The organism is Acidovorax sp. AC410 (assembly GCF_979253235.1).
On sequence record NZ_CEEDCG010000001.1, the window covers coordinates 5,145,037 to 5,170,264 of the forward strand.

17 protein-coding genes are annotated in these 25,228 nt (G+C 68.5%); 11 read left to right on the plus strand and 6 right to left on the minus strand.

Features of this window, described 5'->3' with window-relative positions; all coding sequences use genetic code 11:
* Positions 1 to 29: 29 nt before the first annotated feature.
* Positions 30 to 1,352 carry a sulfatase family protein gene (locus tag AC0IZS_RS23815; protein WP_471637918.1) on the minus strand — a complete coding sequence of 441 codons (1,323 nt, stop codon included), beginning with the start codon at positions 1,350 to 1,352 and terminating at the stop codon, positions 30 to 32.
* Positions 1,353 to 1,422: 70 nt separating this feature from the next.
* On the opposite strand from AC0IZS_RS23815, the gene AC0IZS_RS23820 reads away from it, so the two are divergent.
* The 8 genes from AC0IZS_RS23820 (at position 1,423) to AC0IZS_RS23855 (ending at position 15,949) form a co-directional block, all read left to right on the plus strand.
* Positions 1,423 to 2,328, plus strand: a complete 906-nt coding sequence (locus tag AC0IZS_RS23820) for a LysR family transcriptional regulator (protein WP_471637919.1) — start codon at positions 1,423 to 1,425, stop codon at positions 2,326 to 2,328.
* A gap of 916 nt (positions 2,329 to 3,244) precedes the next feature.
* Positions 3,245 to 3,664, plus strand: coding sequence for a divalent-cation tolerance protein CutA (gene cutA / locus AC0IZS_RS23825; RefSeq protein ID WP_471637920.1), 420 nt, complete (start codon positions 3,245 to 3,247; stop codon positions 3,662 to 3,664).
* A 295-nt stretch (positions 3,665 to 3,959) separates the two neighbouring features.
* Positions 3,960 to 6,479, plus strand: coding sequence for a TonB-dependent siderophore receptor (locus AC0IZS_RS23830; RefSeq protein WP_471637921.1), 2,520 nt, complete (start codon positions 3,960 to 3,962; stop codon positions 6,477 to 6,479).
* A gap of 71 nt (positions 6,480 to 6,550) precedes the next feature.
* The gene (locus AC0IZS_RS23835) at positions 6,551 to 7,735 is read left to right on the plus strand and encodes a PepSY-associated TM helix domain-containing protein (RefSeq protein WP_471637922.1); all 1,185 of its coding nucleotides are present in this window, start codon (positions 6,551 to 6,553) and stop codon (positions 7,733 to 7,735) included.
* A 345-nt stretch (positions 7,736 to 8,080) separates the two neighbouring features.
* Positions 8,081 to 8,791: a response regulator transcription factor gene (locus tag AC0IZS_RS23840; protein WP_471639568.1), complete on the plus strand. Its 711-nt coding sequence runs from the start codon at positions 8,081 to 8,083 to the stop codon at positions 8,789 to 8,791.
* 7 nt (positions 8,792 to 8,798) lie between these two features.
* Positions 8,799 to 10,820, plus strand: coding sequence for a sensor histidine kinase (locus AC0IZS_RS23845; RefSeq protein ID WP_471637923.1), 2,022 nt, complete (start codon positions 8,799 to 8,801; stop codon positions 10,818 to 10,820).
* Positions 10,821 to 11,045: 225 nt separating this feature from the next.
* Entirely contained in the window at positions 11,046 to 12,356 is a 1,311-nt protein-coding gene (locus tag AC0IZS_RS23850; RefSeq protein WP_471637924.1) for a hypothetical protein, read from the plus strand.
* 230 nt (positions 12,357 to 12,586) lie between these two features.
* Positions 12,587 to 15,949, plus strand: coding sequence for a fibronectin type III domain-containing protein (locus tag AC0IZS_RS23855; protein WP_471637925.1), 3,363 nt, complete (start codon positions 12,587 to 12,589; stop codon positions 15,947 to 15,949).
* Between the two features lie 33 nt (positions 15,950 to 15,982).
* Here AC0IZS_RS23855 and AC0IZS_RS23860 read toward each other — a convergent pair whose 3' ends face one another.
* From AC0IZS_RS23860 to AC0IZS_RS23870, 3 genes are all read right to left on the minus strand, one after another.
* Entirely contained in the window at positions 15,983 to 17,833 is a 1,851-nt protein-coding gene (locus AC0IZS_RS23860; protein WP_471637926.1) for a M48 family metallopeptidase, read from the minus strand.
* A 296-nt stretch (positions 17,834 to 18,129) separates the two neighbouring features.
* A complete protein-coding gene (locus AC0IZS_RS23865) occupies positions 18,130 to 18,609 on the minus strand; it encodes a hypothetical protein (RefSeq protein ID WP_471637927.1) in 480 nt (159 codons plus the stop codon).
* Positions 18,610 to 18,668: 59 nt separating this feature from the next.
* On the minus strand, positions 18,669 to 18,923 hold the full coding sequence (locus AC0IZS_RS23870; RefSeq protein ID WP_471637928.1) for a hypothetical protein: 255 nt from the start codon (positions 18,921 to 18,923) through the stop codon (positions 18,669 to 18,671).
* A 339-nt stretch (positions 18,924 to 19,262) separates the two neighbouring features.
* Between AC0IZS_RS23870 and AC0IZS_RS23875 the strand changes: the two genes are divergently transcribed.
* The 3 genes from AC0IZS_RS23875 (at position 19,263) to AC0IZS_RS23885 (ending at position 22,282) form a co-directional block, all read left to right on the plus strand.
* Complete coding sequence (locus AC0IZS_RS23875) at positions 19,263 to 20,909, plus strand: carboxylesterase/lipase family protein (RefSeq protein WP_471637929.1); 1,647 nt, start codon at positions 19,263 to 19,265, stop codon at positions 20,907 to 20,909.
* Between the two features lie 142 nt (positions 20,910 to 21,051).
* Positions 21,052 to 21,564: a type IV toxin-antitoxin system AbiEi family antitoxin domain-containing protein gene (locus AC0IZS_RS23880; protein WP_471637930.1), complete on the plus strand. Its 513-nt coding sequence runs from the start codon at positions 21,052 to 21,054 to the stop codon at positions 21,562 to 21,564.
* Positions 21,557 to 22,282 (plus strand): Fic/DOC family protein, encoded by a 726-nt coding sequence (locus tag AC0IZS_RS23885; protein WP_471637931.1) that lies wholly within the window; start codon positions 21,557 to 21,559, stop codon positions 22,280 to 22,282. The genes AC0IZS_RS23880 and AC0IZS_RS23885 overlap by 8 nt, the downstream gene beginning before the upstream one ends.
* 48 nt (positions 22,283 to 22,330) lie before the next feature.
* On the opposite strand, the gene AC0IZS_RS23890 is transcribed toward AC0IZS_RS23885, so the two are convergent.
* Both AC0IZS_RS23890 and AC0IZS_RS23895 read right to left on the minus strand, forming a co-directional pair.
* Entirely contained in the window at positions 22,331 to 23,941 is a 1,611-nt protein-coding gene (locus AC0IZS_RS23890) for a tannase/feruloyl esterase family alpha/beta hydrolase (protein ID WP_471637932.1), read from the minus strand.
* Positions 23,942 to 24,074: 133 nt separating this feature from the next.
* Positions 24,075 to 25,154, minus strand: a complete 1,080-nt coding sequence (locus AC0IZS_RS23895) for a helix-turn-helix transcriptional regulator (protein ID WP_471637933.1) — start codon at positions 25,152 to 25,154, stop codon at positions 24,075 to 24,077.
* Positions 25,155 to 25,228 lie beyond the last annotated feature (74 nt).

The following is a 25,228-nucleotide window of genomic DNA, read 5'->3' on the forward strand; positions in this document are numbered from 1 at the left end:
GGTTTTTGTCTGTCTGCGCGCCTGCCTATCTATCTCTGCGGCATGTCCTTGGCCGAATAGCCCAGGCTCACGGTGGCATCGGCCGGTATCTCGGGGATGGAGGCATTCCATGCCAGCCAGTCGTCGCGCATCTGCGCAAAGCGCGCGGGCTCGTGCCGGGCCAGGTTGGCGCGCTCGCGCGCATCGTTCTCCAGGTGGAACAGGTACTCGTGTTCGTCCACCTTCAGGTACTTCCACGGCCCCCGGCGCAGGGCGCGCTGGGTGCGGTGGTTCATGCGCCAGTACAGCGGCCGCTCGAACGTGTCCGCCGGGTCGCGCAGGATGCGGGCCAGCGAGACGCCGTCCAGCGGGTACTGCGGGTGCGGCATGCCGCCGCCCAGCTCCAGCAGGGTGGCAGACCAGTCCATGCCCATGCACTGCTGCGCGCTGGTGCCGCCCGGTGCGATCACGGCCGGCCAGTGGGCGATCCACGGCACGCGGATGCCGCCCTCGGTCAGGTCCATCTTGCCGCCCACCAGCGGCCAGTTGTCCGAAAAGCGCTCGCCCCCGTTGTCGCTGGTGAAGACGATGAGCGTGTTCTCCAGCAGGCCCTCGGTGCTCAGCGTGGCCACCAGCCTGCCAATGCCTTCGTCCATGTGGTGGATCATGCGGCGGTAGGTCTCCACATTGCCGCCGTGCAGGTGGAACAGGTTGTCCTTGACCTGCGCCGCCACGGCCGCGTCGTCGCGCGTTTCCCACGGCCAGTGGGGCGCCGTGTAGTGCAGGCTCAGAAAGAAGGGCTTGCCCGCCCGCGCGCCCTCGGCCATGCGGCCCACATGGCCAACGGCCCGGTCCGACAGCAGGTCCGTGAGGTAGCCCGGTTCTTGGTGCTCCTCCTCGCCCAGGTACAGGTCGTGGTCACCCCGCCCGGCGCAGTGGCTGAAATAGTCCACACCACCGGCCATCACGCCATAGAACGCGTCGTAGCCCGAGCGCAGCGGGCCAAAGCTCGGCGGGTAGCCCAGGTGCCATTTGCCGATGAGGGCCGTCGCATAGCCCGCCTCGCGCAGCAGCGAGGGCAGGGTGGGCAGCTCGGGCGGCAGGCCCAGCACGGTGCTGCCCTTGCTGCGGCTGTTGATGGGCTCCTCCATGCCGGCGCGCACGCGGTACTGGTAGCGCATGGTGGCCAGGGCCACGCGCGTGGGCGAGCACACGGGCGAGTTGGCGTAGCCCTGCGTCAGGCGTAGCCCGCCAGCGGCCAGGGCGTCGATGTGGGGCGACACCGCGCCGAACTGCGCCTGGCGCCCGCCGTAGCAGCCCAGGTCGGCAAAGCCCAGGTCGTCCGCCACGATGTAGATGATGTTGGGTTGCATGTCCTGCACGTTAGCGGCACCTCCATTCTTTGTAAAATTGAAATTTGGGTGTTTCAACTTAAATAAATCTATGGACCCCCGGCATCTGCTGCAACTGTCCGCCATCCTGGAATGCGGCTCCATCAGCAAGGCCAGCCAGGTGCTGCACCTGACGCAGCCCACGCTCACGCACAACATGCAGGCCCTGGAGTCGCGCGCGGGCGGCCAGCTGTTCGAGCGCAGCCGCTTCGGTGTGCGCAGCACCGCGCTGGGTGAGGTGCTGGCGCGCGAAGGCCGGGCCATCGCGCGCAGCGTGCGCGATGCCGAGGAGGCCTGCGCCCGCCACCGCGGCGGGTTTCGCAACACCATCCGGCTGGGCACGGGGCCGCTGGTGGGGGCCGCGCTGGTGCCAGGCCTGGTGGCCGGGCTGGCCGCCGTGGCGCCGGGCCGTGCCTTCTCGGTGCAGAGCGACCGCCCGCACCTGCTGGTGGACCAGTTGGTGGATGGCCGGCACGAGCTGGTGATCGCCCCCTCTTGGCTGGACAAGCCGCCTGCGGGCATCGAGCGCTTCTTGCTGGTGCACGACACGGTGGGCGTCTTCTGCGGCCAGGCGCACCCGCTGGCACGCACGGGCGTGCTGGCCGCGGGCGGCGATGTGGACTGGCTGGGCATGGGCACGGCGTCCCCGTTCGATGCGCCCGTGCGCGACATGCTGCGCCAGGCAGGTGTCGAAGCCCGCCATACCGAGGTCACCGTGATGGGCGATGCCCACATGGTGCTGGAGATCCTGTCCAAGGGACGCCACCTGTCGGTGCTGCCGCGCTATCCGCTGGGATTTTTGGCGCCCTTCTACGGCCTGGTCGAACTGGCCCTGCCGGTCGCGGTGGTGCCGCCTCCGCGCGACATCTACCTGTGGTGTCGCAGCGCGCTGCTGGAAGACGCCTCCATGGTGTTGGTCAAGGACTTCATCCTGGCGCAGGCGAGTGGGCGTTTATGAGGGATCGCCTCGGTTGGTTGTGACGGGTTTTTCGTTGTCTGTTTTGGTTGCGTGCCTGGGTTGAGGGCGGAGGCCGGGATGTGCGCCCGGCGGCGCAGTAACTTTCTCTTGGCCGCCAAGAGAAAGTCACCAAAGAGAAGGCGGCCCCCAGTCTGCGTCCCCCGTTCGCCCTGTCGGGCGAACGGGGGCAACCTGCGATGCTCGGTCCTGGGGTGGTGCCGATGAACTCGCTGCGTTCTTCGAACTCCGCTCAGACAGCATCGGCAAGTCAGTTCACGAAGCGTGTGTGTCCTGCGGCACACACGCCCACCCCAGCCCCTGCGCTTCTCGGCGCAGCCAGCAGGGGTGGGGAGCGGGTACCACTCGGCTGCTGCTGCGCAGCTGCGCCTGGGGTCGGGGACGCGCGGTATGCGCGCTGCCGACATCCTGGGCGCGATCTCCCTGCCCAGGCCAAGCGCAGCGAGGCAGTTGGGGCCGAGCGAAGCAATGGCCCGAGTGGAGCCCGCTCCCACCCCCTTCTGACCGTGCCGAGAAGCGCAGGGCCTGGGGTGAGCGCGTGCCGAAGGACACGCGCCTCGTCATCTGGCTCGCCGAAGCTGTTTGACCGGAGCTGCCTCGCAGAGGCAGCGCAGGGAGTTCTTCGGCATCACCCCAGGTCCGAGCATCGCAGGTTGCCCCGAGCGCCCGACAGGGCGATGGGGGACACGGGCAGCGGGGTCGTCTTTTCTTGGCCTACCTTCTTTTGACGAAGCAAAAGAAGGTAGGTGCGCCGCCGGGCGCACACCCCGGCCCCCGCCCTCACCCAAAGCACGCAGCAACCATCGCCCCAGGACCAGGACCAGCCCACTGGACCTGGCCCCCCACCTGTGGCAGACTGCCCGACCCAGCTCCGTCACACCCCCTTCGGGAGACCAGCATGATGACCATTCCGAGCCCCGCAGCCGCCGCGCCAGCCGCAGCACCAGCCCTTCGCGAAATCCTCATGGTCACGACCACGGTCGCCACCGAAGCCGAAGCCAAACGCCTCGCCCACGCGGTGCTGCACGCCCGCCTTGCCGCCTGCGTGCAGGTGGAACCCATCACCGCCTACTTCCACTGGGAAGGCGCCCTGGAGGAATGCCGCGAACTGCGCGTGGCCTGCAAGACTGCCGCGAGCGCCATGCCCGCGCTGATGGCCCTGCTGCGCAAACAGCACCCCTACACACTGCCCCAGTTGGTGGTGCAGCCGGTGCAGGCCTCGGCCGAATACGGCTGCTGGGTCGATGAGCAACTGATGCAGCAGCAGCCACAGCACCAACAACAGCCCGCCCGCCAGCCCGCCATGGCCATGGCCTGAGAGGATCGGGCTCGGGCAGAGCAGGGCGCAGCAGCGCCCACCCACGGAGACACAGGCGAGTCACCCCTGGCGCCCGGCACGCCCGGCACGCCCGGCACGCCCGGCTGCACCGAATTGCCATGCGCGCGCGCCGCAAAAATTTCTTCCCCAACCGTGTCCCTTTTTCTGCGGCCATCCGGCAGGTATCGGAAGGAGCAGGTTGACCGGCTGATGCGTCAGCCCCACCCACCCGTGGGCGGTCTGCCTCGCTCCCCTGTGTCAACCACCAACCGATGCCAACCCGAGGAGAACGCGCATGGCGCCCGTTATGTTGCGCAGCACGCCGCTGCACCAGGATGATTCCGCCCTGACCACCAGAGCCACGCCGCTGGCCCGCGCCGCGCACGCGCTGTGCATGGGGATCGCCATCGCGGCTGCTGCCACAGGGGCCGCATCCACGGCCTGGGCCCAAGGCGCCGCGCCCACCGCGCCAGCCCAACGCGCCTATGACATCCAGCCCGGCCCGCTCGGCCCGGTGCTCTCGCGCTTTGCGGGCGCAGCCGGCGTCACCCTGTCGTTCGAGCCCGCGCTGACCGAAGGCCTGCGCAGCACCGGCTTGCAGGGCAGCGTGGCGGCGGTGGAAGACGGCTTTGCGCGCCTGCTGGCCGGCAGCGGGCTCGAAGCCGTGCCGCGCAGCGGTGGCGGCTACACGCTGCGCCGCGGCGCGCCTGCGCCCACGCCGGCGGCGGGGCGCACCTCGTCATCGTCCACCGACACCCAACTGCCAGCCGTGCGCGTGACGGCCGAGCGCGAGGCCGCCTGGGGCCCGGTGGAGGGCTACCGCGCCACGCGCGGCGCGAGCGCTACCAAGATGGACGTGCCGGTGCTCGAAACCCCGCAGCAGGTCTCCACCATCGGCGCCGCGCAGATCCGCGACCAGGCCATTTCCAGCGTGGCCGAGGCCGTGCGCTACAGCGCAGGCGTGCGCCCGGCGGACTACGGCATCACCGACGACGACGTCTCCGTGCGCGGCTTCTACCTCACCGGCACCGGCCTGTACCGCGATGGCATGCGCCTCATCCACAACGGCTTCATGACCAACCTGGAGCCCTATGGCCTGGAGCGGCTGGAGGTGGTGCACGGCCCGGCCTCGGTGCTCTACGGCCAGTCGGCCCCGGGTGGCCTGATCAACGCCGTGACCAAGCGCCCGCGCGCCGGCATGCAGCGCGAGGTGGGGCTGGAGCTGGGCAGCCATGACCGGCGCCAGGCCACGGCCGACATCGGTGGTGCGCTCAACGAACAGGGCACCGTGCTCGGCCGCCTCACCGTGCTCAAGCGCGAGGCCGGCACGCAATGGGATGACCTGCGCAACGACCGCACCTACGTGGCCCCGGCCATCACCCTGCAGGGCGAGCGCACCACGCTCACGCTGCTGGCCCACCACCAGGAGGATGACACGGGCTACATCATTCCCTACTACCGCAACACACCGTTCGGCGCGGCCAGCGAAAGCATCAACGTCAACGGCCCCGGATCGGGCCACCACAAACGCGCGTACTCGCTGGGCTACCTGCTGGAGCATGCGTTCAGCGACACCTTGACCGTGCGCCACAACCTGCGCTACCTCGACGGCAGCAACCACCGCCTGGAGATGCGCAACCGCGGCCTCATGGCCGACCAGCGCAGCATGGCCCGCCTGGCCATGGTGCGGCCCGACGCCGAAAAAACCCTGGTGATCGACACCCATGTCGAGGCGCGCCTGAAAAGCGGCGAGGTCTCGCACCAGCTGCTGGCCGGGCTCGACTACTACCACTCCAGGCTCGACTGGCGCATCCACTCGCTCAATGGCACCGTGGCCCCCATCGACCTGGTCAACCCCGTGTACGTGCAGCCCGACTGGGGCAACAACTACCTGAGCGACCGCGCCCTGGCGCGCACCACCCAGGTGGGCCTGTACCTGCAGGACCAGATCAAACTGGGCGAGCGCTGGGTCTTCAGCCTGGGCGGCCGCTACGACACGGCCCGCATCGACACCAAGTACGACGCGCGCCTGACCGGCGACGCCCCTTTTGCCACCACCGTGGTGGACCGGCGCGACAACGCCTTCACCGGCCGTGCGGGTGCCATCTACCTGGCACCGAACGGCCTGGCGCCCTACGTGAGCTTCAACACTGCCTTCCAGCCACCGCTGACCACCGTGACGGCGGTGGACGCCAATGGCACGCCCTACGAGCCCGAGACCGCGCGCCAGGCCGAGGTGGGCGTGCGCTACGCACCGCAGGGCGCTGGCTACACGCTGAGCGCCGCCGTGTTCGACCTGCGCAAGCGCAACGTGCGAACACCCTCCACCATCAACCCGCGCTTCGACGTGCAGACCGGCGAGGTGCGCAGCCGCGGGCTGGAGCTGCAGGGCTCGGGCGACGTGGGCGGCGGCTTCTCGGTCATCGGTGCCTACACCTACCTCAATGCCAAGGTCACGCGCAGCAACAATGCGCTCGAAGTCGGCGAGCGCCCCGGCGCCACGCCCGAGCATGTGGCATCGCTGTGGGGCAAGTACCAGCGCGGTCCCCTGGAGCTGGGCCTGGGCGTGCGCCACATCAGCGCCACGGTGGGCGAGCTGCGCGTGGCCGCCGGCCCCATCCCCACCAACGACGGCTACACCCTGTTCGACGCCATGGCCGCCTACGACGTGGGCGCCTGGCGCATGTCGCTCAACGTGAGCAACCTGGCCGACAAGCGCTACCGCACGCAGTGCAACACCTTCCGCGGCGGCGCGGAGTTCTGTGCGCTGGGCTTCGGGCGCGAGGTCAAGGTTGCAGCTGCATACCGGTTCTGACGTTGGCAAAGAGGGTGCCGCCTTCACCGTGAAGCACTGCTGCATCATGGGTGTGTGCGGGTAGGCCGGGTATGCGCAAGCTGCTGGTACTCCTGCACCGCTGGGCCGGCCTGTTCATGGCCGTGTTCCTTGCCGTGGCCGGGCTCACGGGCTCCATCATCGCGTGGGAGCACGAGCTCGACCGCTGGCTCAACCCGGGCTTTCACTACGCCGCGCCGTCGGATGCGTCCCTGCTGCCCGCCACCGAGGTCGCACGCCGCGTGGAGGCCGCTCACCCGACGCTGCAGGTCAGCTTCATGCCCCTGGCCGCCGCACCGGGCCAGACCCTGGTGATGATGGTGGTGCCGCGCGTGGATGCCACCACCGGCAAGCCCCACGTGCTCGGCTTCGACCAGATGGCCGTACACCCCGCCACAGCCCAGGTGCAGGGCACGCGCACCTGGGGCCAGGCGTCCCTGGCGCGCGAGAACGTCGTGCCCTTCATGTACAAGCTGCACCACACCCTGTTCCTGCCGCGCGCCTGGGGCGTGGACTGGGCCGTGTGGTTCCTGGGCGCGGTGGCCATGCTCTGGGTGGTGGACTGCTTCATCGCGCTGTGGCTGGCCTTTCCGCGCTGGCGGGCGTGGCGCAAGTCCTTCGCCTTTCGCTGGTCACGCGGTGCGCGCACGGTCAATTTCGACCTGCACCGCTCCGGCGGCGTGTGGTCCTGGGTGCTCATGCTCATCCTGGCCGTCACCTCGGTGGCGATGAACCTGCACGACGAGGTCATGGAGCCCGTGGTCAATGTCTTCTCGCGCACCAGCGCGAGCCCCTTCGACGAGCGCCCGCGCCGCCCGCCTGCGCGGCAGGCGCCACCGCAGGTGGATCGGGCCGACATCGTCGAGCGGGCCCGGGCCGAAGGCCTGCGCCGCGGCTGGGCCGACCCGCCGGGCTTTCTCACCTACCGTCCGGCCTTCGACCTCTACGGTGTGGACTTCTATGTGCCCGGAATCAGCCGCCCCGGCCTGGGCCCGCCGCGCCTGTACTTCGATGGTGCCACCGGTGCCCTGGTCGGCCAGCGCGTTCCTGGCGAGGGTAGTGCAGGAGATTTTTTCATGCGCCTGCAGTTCCCGCTGCACTCGGGCCGCATCGCGGGCGTGCCGGGGCGCATCCTGGTCACCGTGCTGGGCCTGGGCGTGGCGCTGCTCAGCGTGACGGGGGTGGTGATCTGGTGGGGGAGGCGGCGGGCGCGTGCAGCGGGCGGCCTTTTGGAGTGAGGCGCCGGTCCAGTCCGCCCCTCTTTGTGATGGCGCCAAGGGACCCTCTGCATAAACCTCGCGGATCGGTGGTAGTGCGGATCGGGATGGGCCGCAAGGCGTCTTCTTGCAGCCAATAGCAGGGCTATTGGCAAGAGAAGCAACGCAGCGGACCGCCCGAGTCCGCGCTGCCAACGGCCGCAGGGATTTGTGCAGAGGGTCCCTAATGCAATTGAATGAGGTACAAGCGGCCCGCACCTCGTCATAATCCGCCGCGTGGCTCCATTCAGTAATTCCTCCACGGGCGTCCTTGAGGCGCCTGCGCCCCCTGCTGGCCATGGCCATGGCCAGGGGGAGGGCCACCGCATCCGCGTGGGCGTCGTGGAAGACGAGCCCGAAGAACGCGAAGCCTTTGCCGAGCACATCACGGCCCAGCCCGACATGGAGCTGGTGCTGGTGGCCACCAACCGGGCCGAGGCGCTCGCACTGCTGCCCCTGCACGCGGTGGACGTGCTGCTGGTAGACCTGGGCCTGCCCGATGGCTCGGGCCTGGACGTGATCGTCGCCGCGCGTGTCCGGTGGCCGGACTGTAACGTGCTGGTCAGCACCATCTTCGGTGACGAGGCGCACGTGCTGCCCTCCATCGAGGCGGGTGCCACGGGCTACCTGCTCAAGGACAGCAGTGCGCCGGGCCTGGTCGATGAGATCCGCAGCGTGCATGCCGGGGGCAGCCCCATCAGCCCCATGGTGGCGCGCAAGATCCTGGCGCGGGCGATGGTGCTGCCGCTGCCGCCCTCGCTGGTGGCACAGGCGGCCCCTGCGGCCGATGCCAGGGCGGGCGCGCAGGCACTGGGCGAGCCCGGCCTGCCATCGCACGAGGTGGCCTTGTCGGTGCGCGAGCGCGCCGTGCTGCAGCTGGTGAGCAAGGGCTTCAACACGGAAGAGGCGGCCGCCACGCTCGGTGTCTCCACCTCCACCGTGCGCACCTTCGTGCGGCGCATCTACGCCAAGCTGCAGGTCCGTTCGCGGGCCGGCGCCATCGACGTTGCGCGCCGCCATGGCCTTCTGGCCGACTGACACACGGATGCGCCGGCTGTCCTCTCGCCGGCACTCGCCTTCCCCCTCCCTGCGCTGGCTGGTGCTGCTCTGGCTGGCTTCGGCCGCATTCGTGGCCATGGCGGTTGCGGGCGCGCAGGCACAACAGCCCGCAGCCGAGGAGGGCGCTGGCGCCAGCCACCTCAGGCAGGCCGGCTTCTGGCCCGAGCCTGCGGGTGCCGGCTGGCAGGCGCCCGCCGCGCCGCCGCCCGAGGTGCTCCACGGCAGCGTGCCCTGGGAGGACGTGGCCTTGCCCCACAGCCGCCCGCGCAGCATGGCCGAATCGAGCGACACGGCGACCGCGCTGCCCCAGGTGGTGTGGTACCGGCTGCAGGTGCCTGCCGGCGCCGCGCCGGTCGACGGCACCTTCCTGTACCTGCCGCGCTGGCAGACCATCGGCGGCATCGCCGTGTATGCCGATGGCCAGCTCGTACACCGCTCGCGCGGCAGCCGGGTGTGGAACAGCTTCAACCGGCCCCTGTGGGTGCCGCTGGCCGATGCGCAGGGTGCGCCCGCTCCGGCCACGGTGCTGGTGCGCATGGCCAGCCAGCAGGGTGTGGGTGGGGCCATTTCCACCGCCTGGGTGGGCGGCGAGGGCGAGCTGCTGTGGCGCTACCAGGTGCGCAGCTGGCTGCAGGCCGACTTCACCGCCATGGCGGCGGGCGCCTTCGTGGTCATCGGCATCTTTGCCTTTGCCGTGTGGTGCGTGCGCCGCAGCGAGGTAATGTACGTGCTTTTCTTCGCCACCTCGGTCACCAACGCGCTGCGCATGGTGCAGTTCACCATGGGCGACGTGCCGCTGCCGATTTCCGACGACTGGTTCGGCTGGCTCACGGCCAACTCCCTGGGCTGGTCGCTGGTGTGCGTGTTCCTCTTCACGGTGCGGGTGCATGGGCTGCGCATGCCGCGGGTGGAGCGCACCATCATCGCCCTCGTCACCGCCGTTTCGGTGGTCACGCTGCCGTGGCTGCCGCTCAAGGTGGAGACGGTGCTGCCCGTCATCTACCTGTGCATCGTCGGCGTCACGCTGATCGTGGCGGCCTCGGGCATGTGGGCGTCGTGGGTCAACCGCTCGCCCTGGGCCATGGTGCTCAGCCTGTGGGTCTCGCTCACGGTGCCCGCATCCATCTACGACACGCTGATGGCCAGCTACCGCGTGTCCATCGAAGGGCTGTACCTGGGGCCCTACGCCTCCATCGGCGTGTTCGCTATCTTCCTGGTCATCGTGTTCCTGCGCTACACCGGCGCGCTGCGCGAGGTCGAGACGCTGAACGCCGGGCTGGAAAGCCGCCTGGCCGAGCGCGAGGCCCAACTGGCCGCCACCTACGCGCAAGTGAACCAGCTGGAGCGCCAGCGCGCACTGGATGCAGAGCGCCAGCGCATGATGCAGGACATGCACGACGGCATCGGCTCGTCGCTGATCAGCGCGCTGCGCATGGCCGAAGGCGGGCGCCTGCACGAGGGCGACATGGCGCGTGTGCTCAAGGAGTGCATCGACGACCTCAAGCTCTCCATCGACTCGCTGGACCACACCGGCGCTGACCTGCTCAGCCTGCTGGCGGCGCTGCGCTTTCGGCTGGGGCCGCGCCTGCAGGCCGCAGGCCTCACGCTGCGCTGGGGCGTGCAGGACGTGCCCGCGCTGGAATGGCTCGACCCCAAGAGCGCCCTGCACGTGCTGCGCATCCTGCAGGAGGTGCTGACCAACATCATCAAGCACAGCGGTGCGCAGTCCATCGGCATCTCCACTACCTCGGACCCCACGGGCGTGCAGGTGCTGGTGCATGACGATGGCCAGCCCTTCACCCCACCGTCCACCACCCCGCCGCCGGGCCGCCCAACGCCGGGCCGGGGCAAGGGGCTGGGCAACGTGCGCTCGCGCGTGCAGGCCATCGGTGCGCAGTGCGCGTGGACTGCCGGCAGCGGTGCGCAGGACGGGGCTGGCGCAGGCAATGTCTTTTGCCTGTCGCTGCCCCTGCAGCAGCCCTCTCGGCAGGCGCCTGGCCCCGCGTAGTCCCGTAGCCCAAAGCCGCACTCTGCTTGCGGATCCACACCGCAGCGGCGGTGCCTGCGGGGCCTAATTTAATCGGCAAATGTCATCTAGTTGGGGGACATACAAACGCGCGCGAAAGGCCTAGCATCGCCGCTGCATTACCCAGTAGCTCTTATTTCTATAGCTGCGTAACAAGGCGTGGCGGGCGATGCACTGCCTGTTCAATTTCATTTGGGGATATTCGCCATGACACACCACCGTTCAATTGCCGCCGTCGGCACCACCTTCGCCGCCCGCCGCACCGTCGCCGCCATGGGCTGCATGCTGCTGCTCACCGCCGGGGCATCGGCCCACGCCGCCGTGTGCCGCGTCAGCAGCACCGGCACCGAGGCCGGCGACGGCCGCACCTGGGCCGCGGCCACCTTGCTGCAATCGGCCCTGGCCAGGCCCGCATGCAGCGAAATCTGGATCCAGCAGGGCACCTACAAGCCCACCGAGGGCGCAGACCGCTCCATCGCATTCGCCATCAACCGCCCCGTCAAGCTCTACGGCGGCTTTGCCGGCACCGAGACTGCGCTGGCCCAGCGCAGCGCCGACAGCCGCCTCACCGTGCTGTCGGGCGACATCGGCACGCCCGTGGTCAGCGCCGACAACAGCCACCACGTGGTGGTCATCGGCGGCCTGGGCGCAGGCGCCAGGGCTGCATCGGTGGCCGGCATCTACCAGCCCGCCGACACGGTGATCGACGGGCTGAGCATCGTGCACGGGCGTGCCGACGGCGCCAGCCATGCCAGCGGCGGCGGCCTGTACTGCAACGGCGCGGGCCAGGGCAGCGTGTGCAGCCCCAGCATCGCCAACGTCAGCTTCCGCGGCAACTGGGCGCGCGACGATGGCGGCGCCGTCTACTCGCTCGGCGCGGCCGGTGGGGCCAGCAGCCCGGGCATCACCCAGTCCACCTTCATCGGCAACGCGGTGGACGGCTACGGCGGTGCCATCGCCAGCGTGGGCCAGGGCGGCACCAGCAGCCCTGCCATCGCGCAGTCCACCTTCATCGGCAACGCCTCGGGCCGCTACGGCGGCGCCATCGCCAGCCACGGCAATGCCGGCACCAGCAGCCCGCGCATCACGCAGTCCACCTTCAGCAGCAACTGGGCCGGCGACTTCGGCGGTGCCCTGGCCAGCGTGTCCAGCGGCAGCAGCGGTGTGAGCCGCCCCCTGCTCAGCCAGTCCACGCTGATCGGCAATGCGTCTGACGGCTACGGCGGCGCGCTGTCCTCGCTCAACTTCGCGGGCAGCGGCGGCCAGGTCGCGGTGGTGTCCTCGGTCATCTGGGGCAACACCTCCGTGCATGGCGTGCAACTGGACACCACCTACAGCGGCAAGACCAGCGTGCAGGCCAGCATCCTGCAAGGCGGCTGCGCGGCCGGCCCCGACTGCGTGGGCGTGATCAACGCCGACCCCACGCCCGGCAGCACCCTGGCCGGGTACGGCAACAGCGGTGGCAACGGCAACCAGGCCCTGCTTCTGCTGCCGCGCGCGCAGGCTTCGCTGCCTTGAAGCCAGTCTCTGCGGGGCCGATCAGGGCGTCACCGGCAGGCCTTCGGCCGGGCGTGAAGGCCGTGCCACGACCCCTCAAAAAAACCGCATTTGTCATCTATTTAGAGGACATACAAAACCGCTGGAAACTTCTAGCATGCGGGCATGGCTGCGTGTGGTGCTACTTTTTGTGTAGCGTTCAAGCCCTGCGCAGCAGTCGATACCGACGCTTTTCCCGAGTACCCGCTGCCATGAAACCTTCTCGCCAAACACCGGGCCTGCTGGCCCGCACCCTGTGCCGGGCTGCACTGGCACTGCCGTTGATGCTGGGGGCTGCAGCGGCGCATGCCACCAACATTGCGGACGTGGGTGCCAGCAGCGGGGGCAGTTGGGGCGGTGCCGGCAACAACACCTGGACACCTACGGCCGCCGGCTCGGTGGTGTCGGCGGCAGAGGTCAACGGCAAGCTCGTTGCGGCCAGCGTTGTGAAGGTGCTTACCCACACGGCAGACCCTACACTGGCCGTCAAGGCCGCGCTGACGCTGGCTGCCACCAGCCAGCTGGAGCTCAACTCGCATGGCGACATCGCCATACAGGCCCCGGTCCAGGCCGCAGGGGCCAGCGTGACGATGCGCTACGGGCAGGGCAGCGTGGCGGCGGGCAACACTGCCAATATTTCGGCCACCGCACCTGTTCACCTGAGCGCCAGCAGCATGTACACCACGCGGCTGGGCAGCGATGGTGGGGACATCAGCCACACCATCATCACCAGCCTGGGTGCGCAAGGCAGCACCACGGGCGTGGACCTGCAGGGGATGAGAGGCAATCTGGGCCGCCATTACGTGCTGGGAGCTGACATCAATGCGAGTAGCACCAGTGCGTGGAACGCAGGGGCAGGGTTTGAGCCGGTGGGAAATGCTTCTACCGCTTTTTCCGGAAGCCTGGATGGCCTGGGGCACACCATTGCCAGCCTGGCAATCAACCTGCCCATTGAAGATGGTGTAGGGCTGTTCGGACGTATCAACGGTGCTCTGTTGCGCAATGTGGGGTTGGAAAATGCGATCATCAGCGGTCGTTGGTACGTGGGCGCCTTGTCGGGCATTTCGTCAGGCAGCAACAATATCCGCGATAGCTATAGCACGGGCGCTGTGGGTGGAGAAAGCTTTGTTGGTGGGCTCATCGGCAACTGCTTCCCCAATTGTGCAGTTAGCAATAGCCACTCCAGAGGCAATGTAACCGGTACAGGGATGTTCGTCGGCGGACTCGTCGGGCTTGTAACAGGCAGTATCAAACGCAGTTATGCCACGGGTGACGTGAGCGGTACAGACCACTCGATCGGTGGACTTGTAGGTTACTTCGAGAGCGGGACCATTAGCAGTAGTTACGCCATTGGAAACGTGTCCGGCCAGCTTGATTTGGTCGGCGGGCTGGTGGGGAACTGCGAGGGGGCCATCGACCGCAGTTACGCCATGGGTGCCGTGACAGCGATAGGCGCTGCTGGAGGCTTGGTCGGTTCTTTGTTCAACTGCCCCCTCACCAATAATTTCTACGCCACTACCGACGCGGGCGGTGCCCTCATCAACAACGGCGGCGTTGTGGACGCCATCTGGGTGGGCAATGGCTTCGGTGCCCCGGCAACCCGCGCCCAGCTGCAGACCCTATCCACCTTCACCACCGCGGGCTGGGACATCGACGACGCTGGAGGCACCGGCAAGGCCTGGCGGATCTACGATGGCAAGACCACACCGTTGCTGCGCAGCCTGTTCACCGATTCACTGACGATCACGGCCAACAGCGGCAGCAAGACCGTGGACGGCACCACCACGGCGCTTGGCGTGGCCTACACGCCCGCAACCCCCGACGCCCGCCTGCTCGGCACCCCTGTCGCTGCCGCAGCCAGCAGCGCAGTGGGAGCGCAAACGGTCAATATCACGGGCGTGCACTCCACACAGCGCGGCTACGACATCACCCTGGTGCCCGGCACTCTGACCATCAACGCCGTTCTGGTGGCCCCCGATGCCCCTGCAGCGCCTGCAGCCACGTCTGGCAATGCCCAGGCCACCGTGAGCTGGACAGCACCCGCCAGCGACGGCGGCAGCCCCATCACCAGCTACACCGTCACCGGCACCCCCAGCGGCACCTGCACGGTGGCCGCAGCCGCGCCCCGCACCTGCACCATCACGCTTTTGACCAACGGCACGCCCTACACCTTCACGGTCAAGGCCACCAACGCCTTGGGCGACAGCCCGCTATCGCCTGCCAGTGCGCCCGTCACACCCACCGCACCGGTGGTCGTCGCCCCGCCCGCCGAAGACCCCGGACCGACCTCGACGACCATCAACACCCCCGGCAGCACGACCACCATCACCAACCCATCCCTGCCCGTGGTGGTGGGCCCGGGCGCGGGCGGCGGCACCATCGTGCTGCCCGGCACGGGCACCACGCCCACCACACTGCAGGTCATCGTCAACGGCCAGCCGCTCACCGTGCAGGCGCTACCGGGCACGCAGCTGCGCATTGCCGAGGTCAATGGGCAAAGCGTGTTGGTGCTGGTGGTGCTGGAAGGCTGGGCCTCCATGGCCTCCAGCGCCGTGGGCCAGCCCATGGTGCTGGCCGGGCCGGTGCTGCTGAGCGCGGGCAGTGCAGGCACCCTCGTCGAAGCCCAGCCGCTGGCCGTGGCCGTGCAGGTGGGCTCGCTCACCGCCCCCACAGGCAGCCTGCCTGCCGTGGGCAGCATGGGCCTGCAGGCTGGCGAGCGCCTGCAGGTCAACGACCAGGGGGCCGTGGTCGCCATCACCCTGGGCTCGCTCAAGGGCGAAACCAACCAAGCCGGTGACCCCATGGCGTTTGCCAACCTGCCGGCATCCATCACGGTGGACAACAAGGCCTTCGCACGCTTGAACGGCCCGCTCGCCCGCCTCTCGGGCGCCAACATGGCCCAGGGGCTGGAGGTGGCGCCCTCGGGCGTGTTCATGGTGCGCGATGGCGGCCAGGTCTTCCAGCTGCTGCCCACCCAGCCCATCACCATCGACGCGCGCCTGCCCGACGGCATGGGCTTCACCCCGCTGGGCCTGCTGCGATGGGTGCGCAGCGGCGTGGTGGTGCAGCTCGCCCCCGCCGTGGCCGACCTCGCTGGCCTGGCCCATGCCGTGACAGCAGCCTTGCCCGATGCCACGGTGAAGCTCGGCGCCGAAGGCGTGCTGCAGCTGCGCACCGGCGGGCAGACCTATGTGCTGCGGCCCGACTGGACGGGCAGCGGAACGGCCCCAGGCACGCCGCAGATCGGTGTGGACGAGCAAGGCCGCATCTACCTGCAGACAGGGCAGGGCGCACGGCAGTGGCTGCTGCCCGCGCTGCTCAACGCCACCCAGGCCAGCAGCATCGTCACCACGGCGCTGCCGGGCGCGGTGCTGGCGGTGCAACCGGGCAGCAGCACAGGCGCGCTCACCCTCACCCTGGCCGGCCAGGCATGGCGCCTGGTGCCGCAGTGGGTGCTGCCCAGCGGCAGCGCGGCCCAGGTGCCGCCGCAGGCGGGGCCGTGGTGGATGGGTTCGGATGGCCTGCTGTACCTGAAGCTGGGCACGCAGGTGCAGGGCGTGCGGGTCTCGGATTGAGGAGGGCCACCCGCCCGGCATGGCGGGCCGGGCTCAGGCTTCCTGCTGCTGCGCCCGCATGATCTGGTGGCGCTGCCAGTAGTGGCCCACGGTGGCGTTGAAGGCGTCCTTCTCCTTCTTGAGGCCGCCAAGCTTGATCTTGCTGGTCTTGGCGCCGATCATGGCTTTTTCGGGGTGCGTGACGACCAGGGCATTGCCCCAGGTGCTCTCCTTGAACTCCAGCGCCTTGATGGCGTCCCAGGCCACGGTCACCCCATCGGCCGAGGTGGTGATGCCTTCGATGCTCACCGTCACCGTGTCGCTGCCCTTCAAGGCGTACTGCACCGGCGGAAAGTACTGCAGCACCAGCGCGCGCTCTTCATCGGTGGCGGGCTCGTAGCGGTAGGCCAGGCTGCGCTCGTGCTCTGCCGCAAAGGCCTGTTCGTAGGCGCCCCACATGCGCTGCTCGATGGCATCGGCGGTGAGGATCTGCTGCGCCCAGGTGGCGGCCGGCACGCGCACGACGATGGCGCCGTAGTCGCTCTCGGCCAGGGCCACGCCCACCGCGCGCATGCGCTCGGGCATGGCCGGGTGCGAGTCGAAGGGGTGAGGCACGTTGGCCGTCTTCATCTCCGAGAGGAAGTCGGCCGAGGCGGCATAGGGCGGCAGGCCCTGCGCCACGTAGCTGGCTATGCCCAGGGCCGCGGCGTCGTGCTTGCGGTTGTGGCCGAAGAGCTCGCTCTCGATCCTGGAGCGGTACTGTGCATAGGCGGCGATCTTCACCAGCGACTGCGCAATCGCACCGGGCGAGACCAGGCTGGCGGCCGTGCGGTCGGCCTCGAATTCGCGCGCGCGGCTTTCGCGCGCCAGCGCCACCTCGAAGATGGTGCGGTACAGGTCGATCAGGGGCAGGAACACGGCCGTCAGGCCGCCCTCGCGCATGGCGTGGCGGTAATGGTCGTACTGGTGGATCTTGGGGCCCAGCAGTGCGCTGCTCTGGGTGTCGCCGCCGCGCAAGTGCGCCAGCTCGTGGCCCAGCACGGCATCGGCTTCTGCCTGGTCGAGCAGGCGCAGCAGGGGGATGCTCACGAACAGCGTGCGCCCGGTGAGCCGCTGGTTGCCCACGGTGAGCGGCGCCTCGGTCACGAAGAAGTTGGCGTCGATGCCGGCCACGATGTTGCGCGGCGGCTCGGTCTTCAAACGCTCGGCCATGTGGCGGATGCGCTCCCACAGCAGCGGTGCGTCGGCCTCGGTGAGCAGCTCGCCATCCACGCCGTTGTTCAGCTGCACCCGCTTGAAGATGCCCACCACCGCCATGAAGACCCCGCACGCGACCAGGATCCCCACCAGGATGATGAGCTTGGGCCAGTACTTGTGCATGAAGAACGCCGTCACCCAGAACGACAGCCACACCGCCAGCGCCCCCTGCACCACCAGCGAGGTGGCGCTGGCCCAGGTGGTCAGGTGCCAGCCGGTGACGAAGCTGGTGTACTGCAGCCTGCGGTTGACGAAGGCCAGGGCACCGAGGGCCAGCACGGCCACCAGCAGCACCACACCGGCCACCATGCTCCACAGCGACAGCTTGCGCACCAGGTTGAACTGCCACAGCTCGCCATAGGTCTCGCACATGGCCTCGCGGTAGTCCGCCACCTCGGGGTCCTGGTTGGTGCAGATGGTAGACGGCGGGTTGGTGCGGTAGAAATCTTTCTGCACCTGCTTCTCGGCCGCGGGCATGCCCTTCTCGGCATCGATGCGCTGGCTGATGCGGGCGACGAACTGGGTGTCCTCGTCGCGCTGGGCATACCCCGTGAACAGGTAGGCGGCCAGCGGGATCAACAGCAGCGCGAGCAGCGAATAGGCCAGGTATTTGGCCAGGCCCAGGCGCAGGGCAGAAGAGATTTTCATAGAGGTACGCGATTGGTTGTGTGTGTGTTTTCGGTCCGACCCATGGAGCCCAGGGGCACGCTTGCAGCGCGCCCCTTTTCCTCACTCCATGGCGGGGGATTATCTAGACGCGCACACGCTGTGGCTGCGCCAGGAAGTAACACTTGGAACGGCGGCGCTGGTGTGTGACATTTGCCACGAATGCCGCGAAAAATGAGGGGTGGTCTGCCAGGGCGGCAGCTCCCATGCCGTTGGGCGCCTGCAGCCCACCCCCCGCCTGGCGGGGTGCCCGTGCGCAGGCGGTCGGTTACCGCGAATTACTTCGGGTTTTTCAGCACGACTTCGGCAAAGCAGTAGTAGGTCATGTCGTCGCTTTCTTTCTGTTTGCAGTCGTTCTCGCCCACCTGCACGCGGCGCACGCTGGCCGGCAGGGGCTCGAACTGCACCTTCACGATCTTGCGCTTGCCCGGCCGGATGGTTTCCATCCCGCGCTCGCACGACCTGAGCCCGCTCACGCTGCGCTGCTTGAACACCTGCCCGGTGTCCAGGTCCTTGAGCGTGAACGCTTCCGGGCGGTGGTTGGGGAAGACGCAACCTCCGCCGACCTCGTCGCTCGTGTTGCCCACCACCACGATCACCGTCGTGCCCTTGGGCGTGACGGTGATCTCCCGCAAGACGTTGTCGTTGTCTTCGGGCTGCGGCAGGTTGAGCTTGTAGCTCTGGGCGTGGGCGCTGCCTGCAGCACCCAGGGTGAAGGCTGCCAGGACAGCCGAGGCTGCCAGAATTTTGGTGAACACGGTGACTCGTTTCAAGGAAGGGAAGAGGGGGCGCAAGGGGTTCTCGGCGGCGGCGCGCATCACTTCCACTGCCGGCCATCGCCAGCGGCGCAACCGTACGGCGGAATGGACTTGGCAAACCGCTCCTGCAGCTGCGCGCAGCCCCAGCGGTTGAGCGGCCCCGGCGCGCGGGAGTTGAGCGCGATGCCGATTTCTTCATAAGGCGACTTGGCCTTGCTGACATAGTCGTACCAGCGTTTGCCGACGTACAGCGTGACCATGGCCGTGGCGATCAGGACCACGAGAAGGACTTTGAGTGCAGGGGATTTGTTCAAGAAATGGAACCTGGTTATTGTGGTGAAGCGCTTGGCAGGCGCGATTGTGTTGGCGTTCCTTGGCCCAAGGGCCTTGGTTTGCGCATCCATGCCGCCAGTCGTGAAGCAATGCACACATTGGGCACATGCCGTGCGCGCAACGCGCCAGGCGCGGGTCTCTGCACCCGTGCGGCCGCATGCCGGGCCCGGCCATACGCCACAGATACCGAATTCCATCCCTATCCGGTATTGGCGCTCCCGCCCCATGCTCCCTAGCATCAAGCCGCCATGGCCAACGATGCCATGGCAGGCCGGATCCCTACAGACAGACAAGCAAACAAACAAGCAGGAGACAAATTCATGAACGGATCGTTCGTTGGCGCAGCGCTGGGCGCCTTGGCGCTGGCATTTGCCTTGGCAGGTTGCGGGGGCGGCAGCAGCGCCGCCGACCCCACCGTGGCGCAGACCCAGCAGGGCGAGGTGAAGGGCATGGCCGCCAATGGCGTCGTGCAGTTCCTGGGGGTGCCTTATGCGGCACCGCCCACCGGCGCGCTGCGCTGGAGGCCGCCGGCGCCGGCGCTGGCCCGCAGTACCGTGCTCGAAGCCAAGGCGCCCGGCGCGCAGTGCCTGCAGGCGGGCCCTCCGCCGGCCTTCACGCCGACGGGCAGCGAGGACTGCCTGTTCCTGAACATCTACCGCCCCGAGACCGCGCCCGCAGTGCCCCTGCCCGTCATCGTCGCCGTCCATGGCGGGGGCTTTGTCGTGGGCTCCAGCGCCTTTGCCAACGGCACGTCGCTGGCAAAGAACCACAACGTCATCGTCGTGTCCATCAACTACCGGCTGAGCGCGCTCGGCTTCCTTGCGCACCCTGCACTGAGCGCCGAAGACACGGCCGCGCGCGCTTCGGGCAACTACGGCCTGATGGACCAGAATGCCGCGCTGGCATGGGTGCGGCAGAACATTGCTGCCTTCGGCGGCGACCCCGCCAACGTGACGCTGACCGGCGGCTCCGCAGGCGGCCTGTCGGTATACAGCCACATGGTGTCGCCCCTGTCCGCAGGCCTGTTCGCCAAGGCCGCGCCGCAAAGCGGGGGCTTCAGCCGGGTGCAGGCCACGCTGGCCCAGGCGGAAGCCGCGGGCATGGCCTTCACGGCACCATGGAATTGCAACGGCGCCGGCACCAGCGCCCAGGTCGCCGCCTGCCTGCGCAGCCTGCCGGCGGGTGCGACCCTGGCCGGCGCACTGCCGCCACCGCTGGGCGGCACGGGCAACCTCTCCGCATGGTTGCCCATCGTGGACGGCAGGTTCCTCACCACGTCGACCTCGACTGCTTTTGCGAGCGGCAACTTCCACAAGGTGCCGGTGCTGGCGGGCGTGGTCGATGACGAGGGCACCTTCTTCGTGAGCGCGGCCTTTGGCCAGAACCCCATCACACCGACCACCTACGAGCCGGTGGGCATCGCCGGCTTCCTGGGCTCGCCGAATCCGCCGGCCGTGTCGGCGCTCTACCCAGCGGCCTCCTACGCGTCGCCCAACCAGGCGCTGGCGCGCGCCTACGGCGACTACCGCGTGGTCTGCGGCATCCTGCAGGACACCGACCGCATCGCAAGCGCGCTGCCCGCCACCGCCAAGGCCTATGTCTACCAGTTCTCGGAGAAAGCGCCCTATACGGACGCATCCTCGCTCGCGGGCCGCCTGCCGCCCAACACGAACATCACCTACGGCGCCTTCCACGGTGCGGACGTGCCCTATTGGTTCGACCAGATGACCGCCAACCCCACGGCGCCGCAGCTGCAGCTGGCACAGACCATGTCGAAGGCCTTCGCCAACTTCGCGCGAAGCGGCAACCCGAATGGGGAGGGGACGCTGGCGCAGTGGCAGCCCTATTCGGCCACCCAGCGCGGCGTCGCCAGCTTCACCCACAGCGCCTCGACAGCGAACTTCGATGCCCACGCCGCCCACCAATGCGGCTTCTGGTATGGCCAGCCGCCTTCCAACCGGCTGTGAGTGCGCGGATGATGCGCTGAAGCCGAATACGCTGCCCGGGCACCTGCAACACCGCGAGGTAAAAAGTGCTCTGGCCCGGCGCTTTACCTGCGTATAAGTCCATGATGTGCAAGGAAAAATGACCTCATTTACAATGAGCCACATGGAAATCCAAGGCCGCATCATGCAATCGATCCGTCCTCGCCGCGACGGTCTATTGCTTCGCTCGGACGTGAAGGACCTGGGCAGTGACAGCCAGGTGTCTGCGGCGCTCAACGGGCTGTGCCGCAAGGGCCTGATCCAGCGCATAGGGCGTGGGGTGTACGCCCATCCGGCGAAGCTGGCCACGCTGGGCGAGCAGGCCCTTCTTGACCGTGCCCATGCGCGGCAGGCGCAGGCGCGCCATCAAGTGGCTGCGCAAAAGAAACGGCAGGCGCGGGCCATCACGCCAACGGCTCGCTATGTGATCGCGCTGGCCAAACGCCTGGGCATTGCCTACGTGCCGACCTTCAGTGACCGCTGGGCATCTGCTGTCACGCACCTGGCAGGAGACGAGGTGTCCAGCGATTCCACCGATGATTTGCTGGTGGCGCTCACCCGCACTGGCAAGCTCTCACCCGGTGACATGGTCAAACTGGCCATGGAGCATCACCGCGCGCTCAAGTCGCATGTTTGATCCGTTCGGAGATTTTGAAACCGCAGGTTATCTGCGCAACACGGGGGCGGAAAAGGACTTGGCCATCGTCCATGCGGTTGAGCATGCGCTTTTCAGAGCCCAACTTCCGGCGGCGCTGGCCTATCTGGCCCAGTGCAACCGTATCGACTACGACGATTTCCTGGCCGTGCATCGGTTGTTGTTCGAGGGGCTGTATCCCTGGGCCGGCAAAGACCGTGCCGAACTGATGCCTGAGAAAGCCATTCTCAAGGGGCGCGTGTATTTCTGCCATCCGCGAGATTGCCGCCGCGCGGTCGAGGACGGCCTGGCCCGCGCTCAGGACAAGACGCAGATGCGTACCCGCCCCGGCTTCATCATGGGCCTGTTCGCCTATGCCCATCCCTTTCTCGATGGCAACGGCCGGACCATGCTGCTGGTCCATGCCGAACTGTGCTTTCGGGCGGGTATGTCCATCGATTGGACTCGGACGCGAAAGGATCCCTACCTCCAGGCGCTTACGCGCGAGATCGAGGATCCCAATGCAGGGCATCTGGATGCCTATCTGGCCCCCTTCATCGCTGCGCCCACCCCGCGCGAGCAATGGCAGGCTGCGGTCACGGTCCTCCCCGGGCTCGACGGTGCAGGTGCCCAGGAAGATTCCGTTGAGGGGTACGCCGACCCGCAGGTCGCCGATGGCTACGCCGCTTTCGAGCGCAAACGCGGGTACCGGTCGGCTTGAGCGGGGGGGGCCTGCTGTGCTGTGCTGTGCAGCAGCAGGCCCTCAGCATCACACCGCCGAGCAGCTGAAACTCTCCGCCTTCGCCGGATCCCCCTTGCCGTCATAGCGCGGGAACTTCGGGTACTCGCACACCGGGCGCTGCAGCACCGGGGTCTGCTGGCCGGCGCGCGGGTCGGCGGGCTCGTAGCGGGTGGCCACCAGCCTGTCGGGCGCGCTGCCGCGCTCCACCCAGGCGTCCATGGCGGCCAGCAGGTCGATGCTCACGGGGTCGGTGCCCGGGCCGTCGAGGTTGTGGCCGTTGGAGGGCGAAGTCAGCATGCGGGCAAAGCCCTGTACCTTGCTGGCACCCAGGCGCTGGCGCACGCTGTCCAGGTACTCGGCCGTGCGGTACACCGACACGCAGGCATCGCCCATGCCGTACCAGATCAGCAGCTTGCCACCGTTGTCGGCAAAGGCCGAGAGGTCGGGGTTGGTCGCGTCGATCAGGTTCGCCAGGCGCAGGTACGACGCCTGGTAGCGGGTGGGGTCGTGCTGGAGCAGGTCGGCAGCCGGGTTGCCCTCGACCAGGCGTGCGGCTGCGGAAACGGCCATGTAATTGAAGGAGTCGGGGGCTTCGAAACTGGGGCCGAACACATAGGCCTCCCAGTCGGATGTGGCGGCACCGCCGCGGCCAAAGCCGGGGTAGCCGCGCGCGCCCTGCGACAGGGTCACGGGCACATCCTTTTGCGCATAGATCAGCCGCACCGATTCGATCTGCCCGGCGGTCAGGCAGCTGTCGCTGTCGGCGCCCTTGCACAGCAGGTCCGTGGGCACGTAGTTGCAGGCCGCCACGTTGCCGATGATGCCGTCTTTGAGGCCATCAAGCCCATCGCAGGCCGCAGCCTCGGCCTTGGCGTACAGCGCGATCTTGGCAGGGCTCAGCCAGTTCTCGGGTTTGGAAAAGACGTGGCGCAGCAGCGTGGGCCCCAAGTTGGTCTGGTGCGCCTGCTGGCTGATGGCGGGCTCCATGGCCACCACGCCGTCGTAGTCCTTGGGGTAGTTTTGCGTGGCGGCCAGGGCCGAGCGCCCGCCGTTGGAGTGGCCGATGTGGTAGCGGCGCGCAGGGCGCTTGCCGTAGAAGTCGGCGGCGATGGCCGTGCCCACCTCCAGCACGAAGTGGTTGGCGTCGAAGGCATGGTTGCGCAGCGCCACGTCGCTGGCGCCCCAGGCAAAGCCGGGTGCCAGGTGGCCCGAGTCGGAGCTCATCTTCACGTAGCTGTGGGCCGACGCACCGATGATGTGCTGGTACCACGGGTCATCGGTGGGGATGAAGCCGTCGAACGCGCCACCGCCCACGGTCAGCGTCTTGCCGTTCCACACCGTGCCCGCGGGCAGCTCCACCGCCCAGTGGATGGTGGACTGGGGCGAGGAGACGATCTCGCCGCGCACGATGCACACCTCGGGCAGCAGGCCCTCGGCCGCGCGCAGCTCGGTTCGGGTGATGGTGGCGCCATGGGGCAGGGTGGCCGTGCGGTAGGTCGGGCAGGCCTGGGCCAGCGGCTGGCTGGCAGCGGGGGCGCTGCTGTCGCTGCCGCCGCAGGCGGTGAGGGCCAGTGCGGCCAGGGTGCCCATGGTGGCCGCGAGCAGGGCCGAGCCTGCGGACGGTGGGGTTGAAAGCATGGAAAGCGTCTCCTGTTGTTGCTTGGTTCTTCCGAAGCCTTGGGGCTCCGGGCGCAACGATAGGGACGGGTGGGTGTTTTGACGCCTCTGCAAATGCAGAGGGACAGGGAAAACACCCGGCCAGCCGCGCGGCTTACTGCCGCCGGAGTGCGGCCACCAGTTCCACCTTGTTGCGCACCCCCAGCTGCGCATAGGCGCTGCGCAGGTAGGTGCGCACCGTGGCCGGCGTCAGGCCCAGCGTGGCGGCAATGTCCTTGTACGAATGGCCGTGCGCGTACAGCGTGGCCGCGCTCAGCTCGCGCGGGGCCAGCGGCGGCTTTCCGGCGTGCGGTGACGGCATGCTGATCGCCAGCAGCGGCCCACAGGCTTCCAGCCGCAGCCGGCAGGCCCGGCCCAGCAGCAGGCTGCCCGGCAGCGTGGGAGGCAGTGCCTCCAGCAGTGCCGGGGGCAGGGCGGTGCCCGACCAGTCCGGGTAGGCCGCCTGCAGCGCCAGCCCCACGCGCAGGCCCACAAAGAGCAGTTGGCCGGCGCCATCGGCCAGCGCATAGCCGTCCCACGGGCCGTTGCCTGCGGGCGCTGTCTGCAATTGCTCCAGCCGGTGCTGCCAGTGGCCCAGCAGGTGCGGCACGAACTCGCCGAACAGCACCGCCTCCTGGTCCGTGAAATTGGGCCGGCCCGGGCCGCGGTACATGCTCACGAAAAACATCAGCCCGCTGCGCGGCATGGCCACCGTGACCGCCATGCAGTGGTACAGCCCATGGCGCCGGCAGAAGGCCTCGATGTCCGGCGGTATCGCCACGCCCGGCAATGCCGGCAGGTCGTCGGCGCTCTCGCGCAGCACCACGCCCAGCCGGTCCATGGACTGCTGGGCGAACAGATCGGCCATGGCCAGCGCATTCCACTCCGTGGCAAAGCCCTTGGCCAGACCGATGCTGCCATGCAGCCAGTTGCGCGGCGGCGCATCGGCATGGCCGGGCGACACCTCGCCCCACCAGGCGGTGTCGAACCCGACCAGGGAGGTGCGCAGGGTCTCCAGTGCCTCCTGCAGCAGGGCCTGCGGCGGCGTGGTGCGCGCCACGGCGGCCAATTGCAGCAGGCTGGCGCTCAGCGCGCGCAGGGGATCGAAGGCCGGGGCTGCCAGTGGCTGGGGCGGGCTCGTGGTGGGGTGGGCCTGCATGGTGGCGCCTGTCTCCTGGGATGTTGTTGTGCTCACGCGCTCGCTCGATCGATCGGCTCTTTGGCAGGCGGCATGGTACGCAGTTTCGCCCCGCAGGAGTTGAGGGGCAT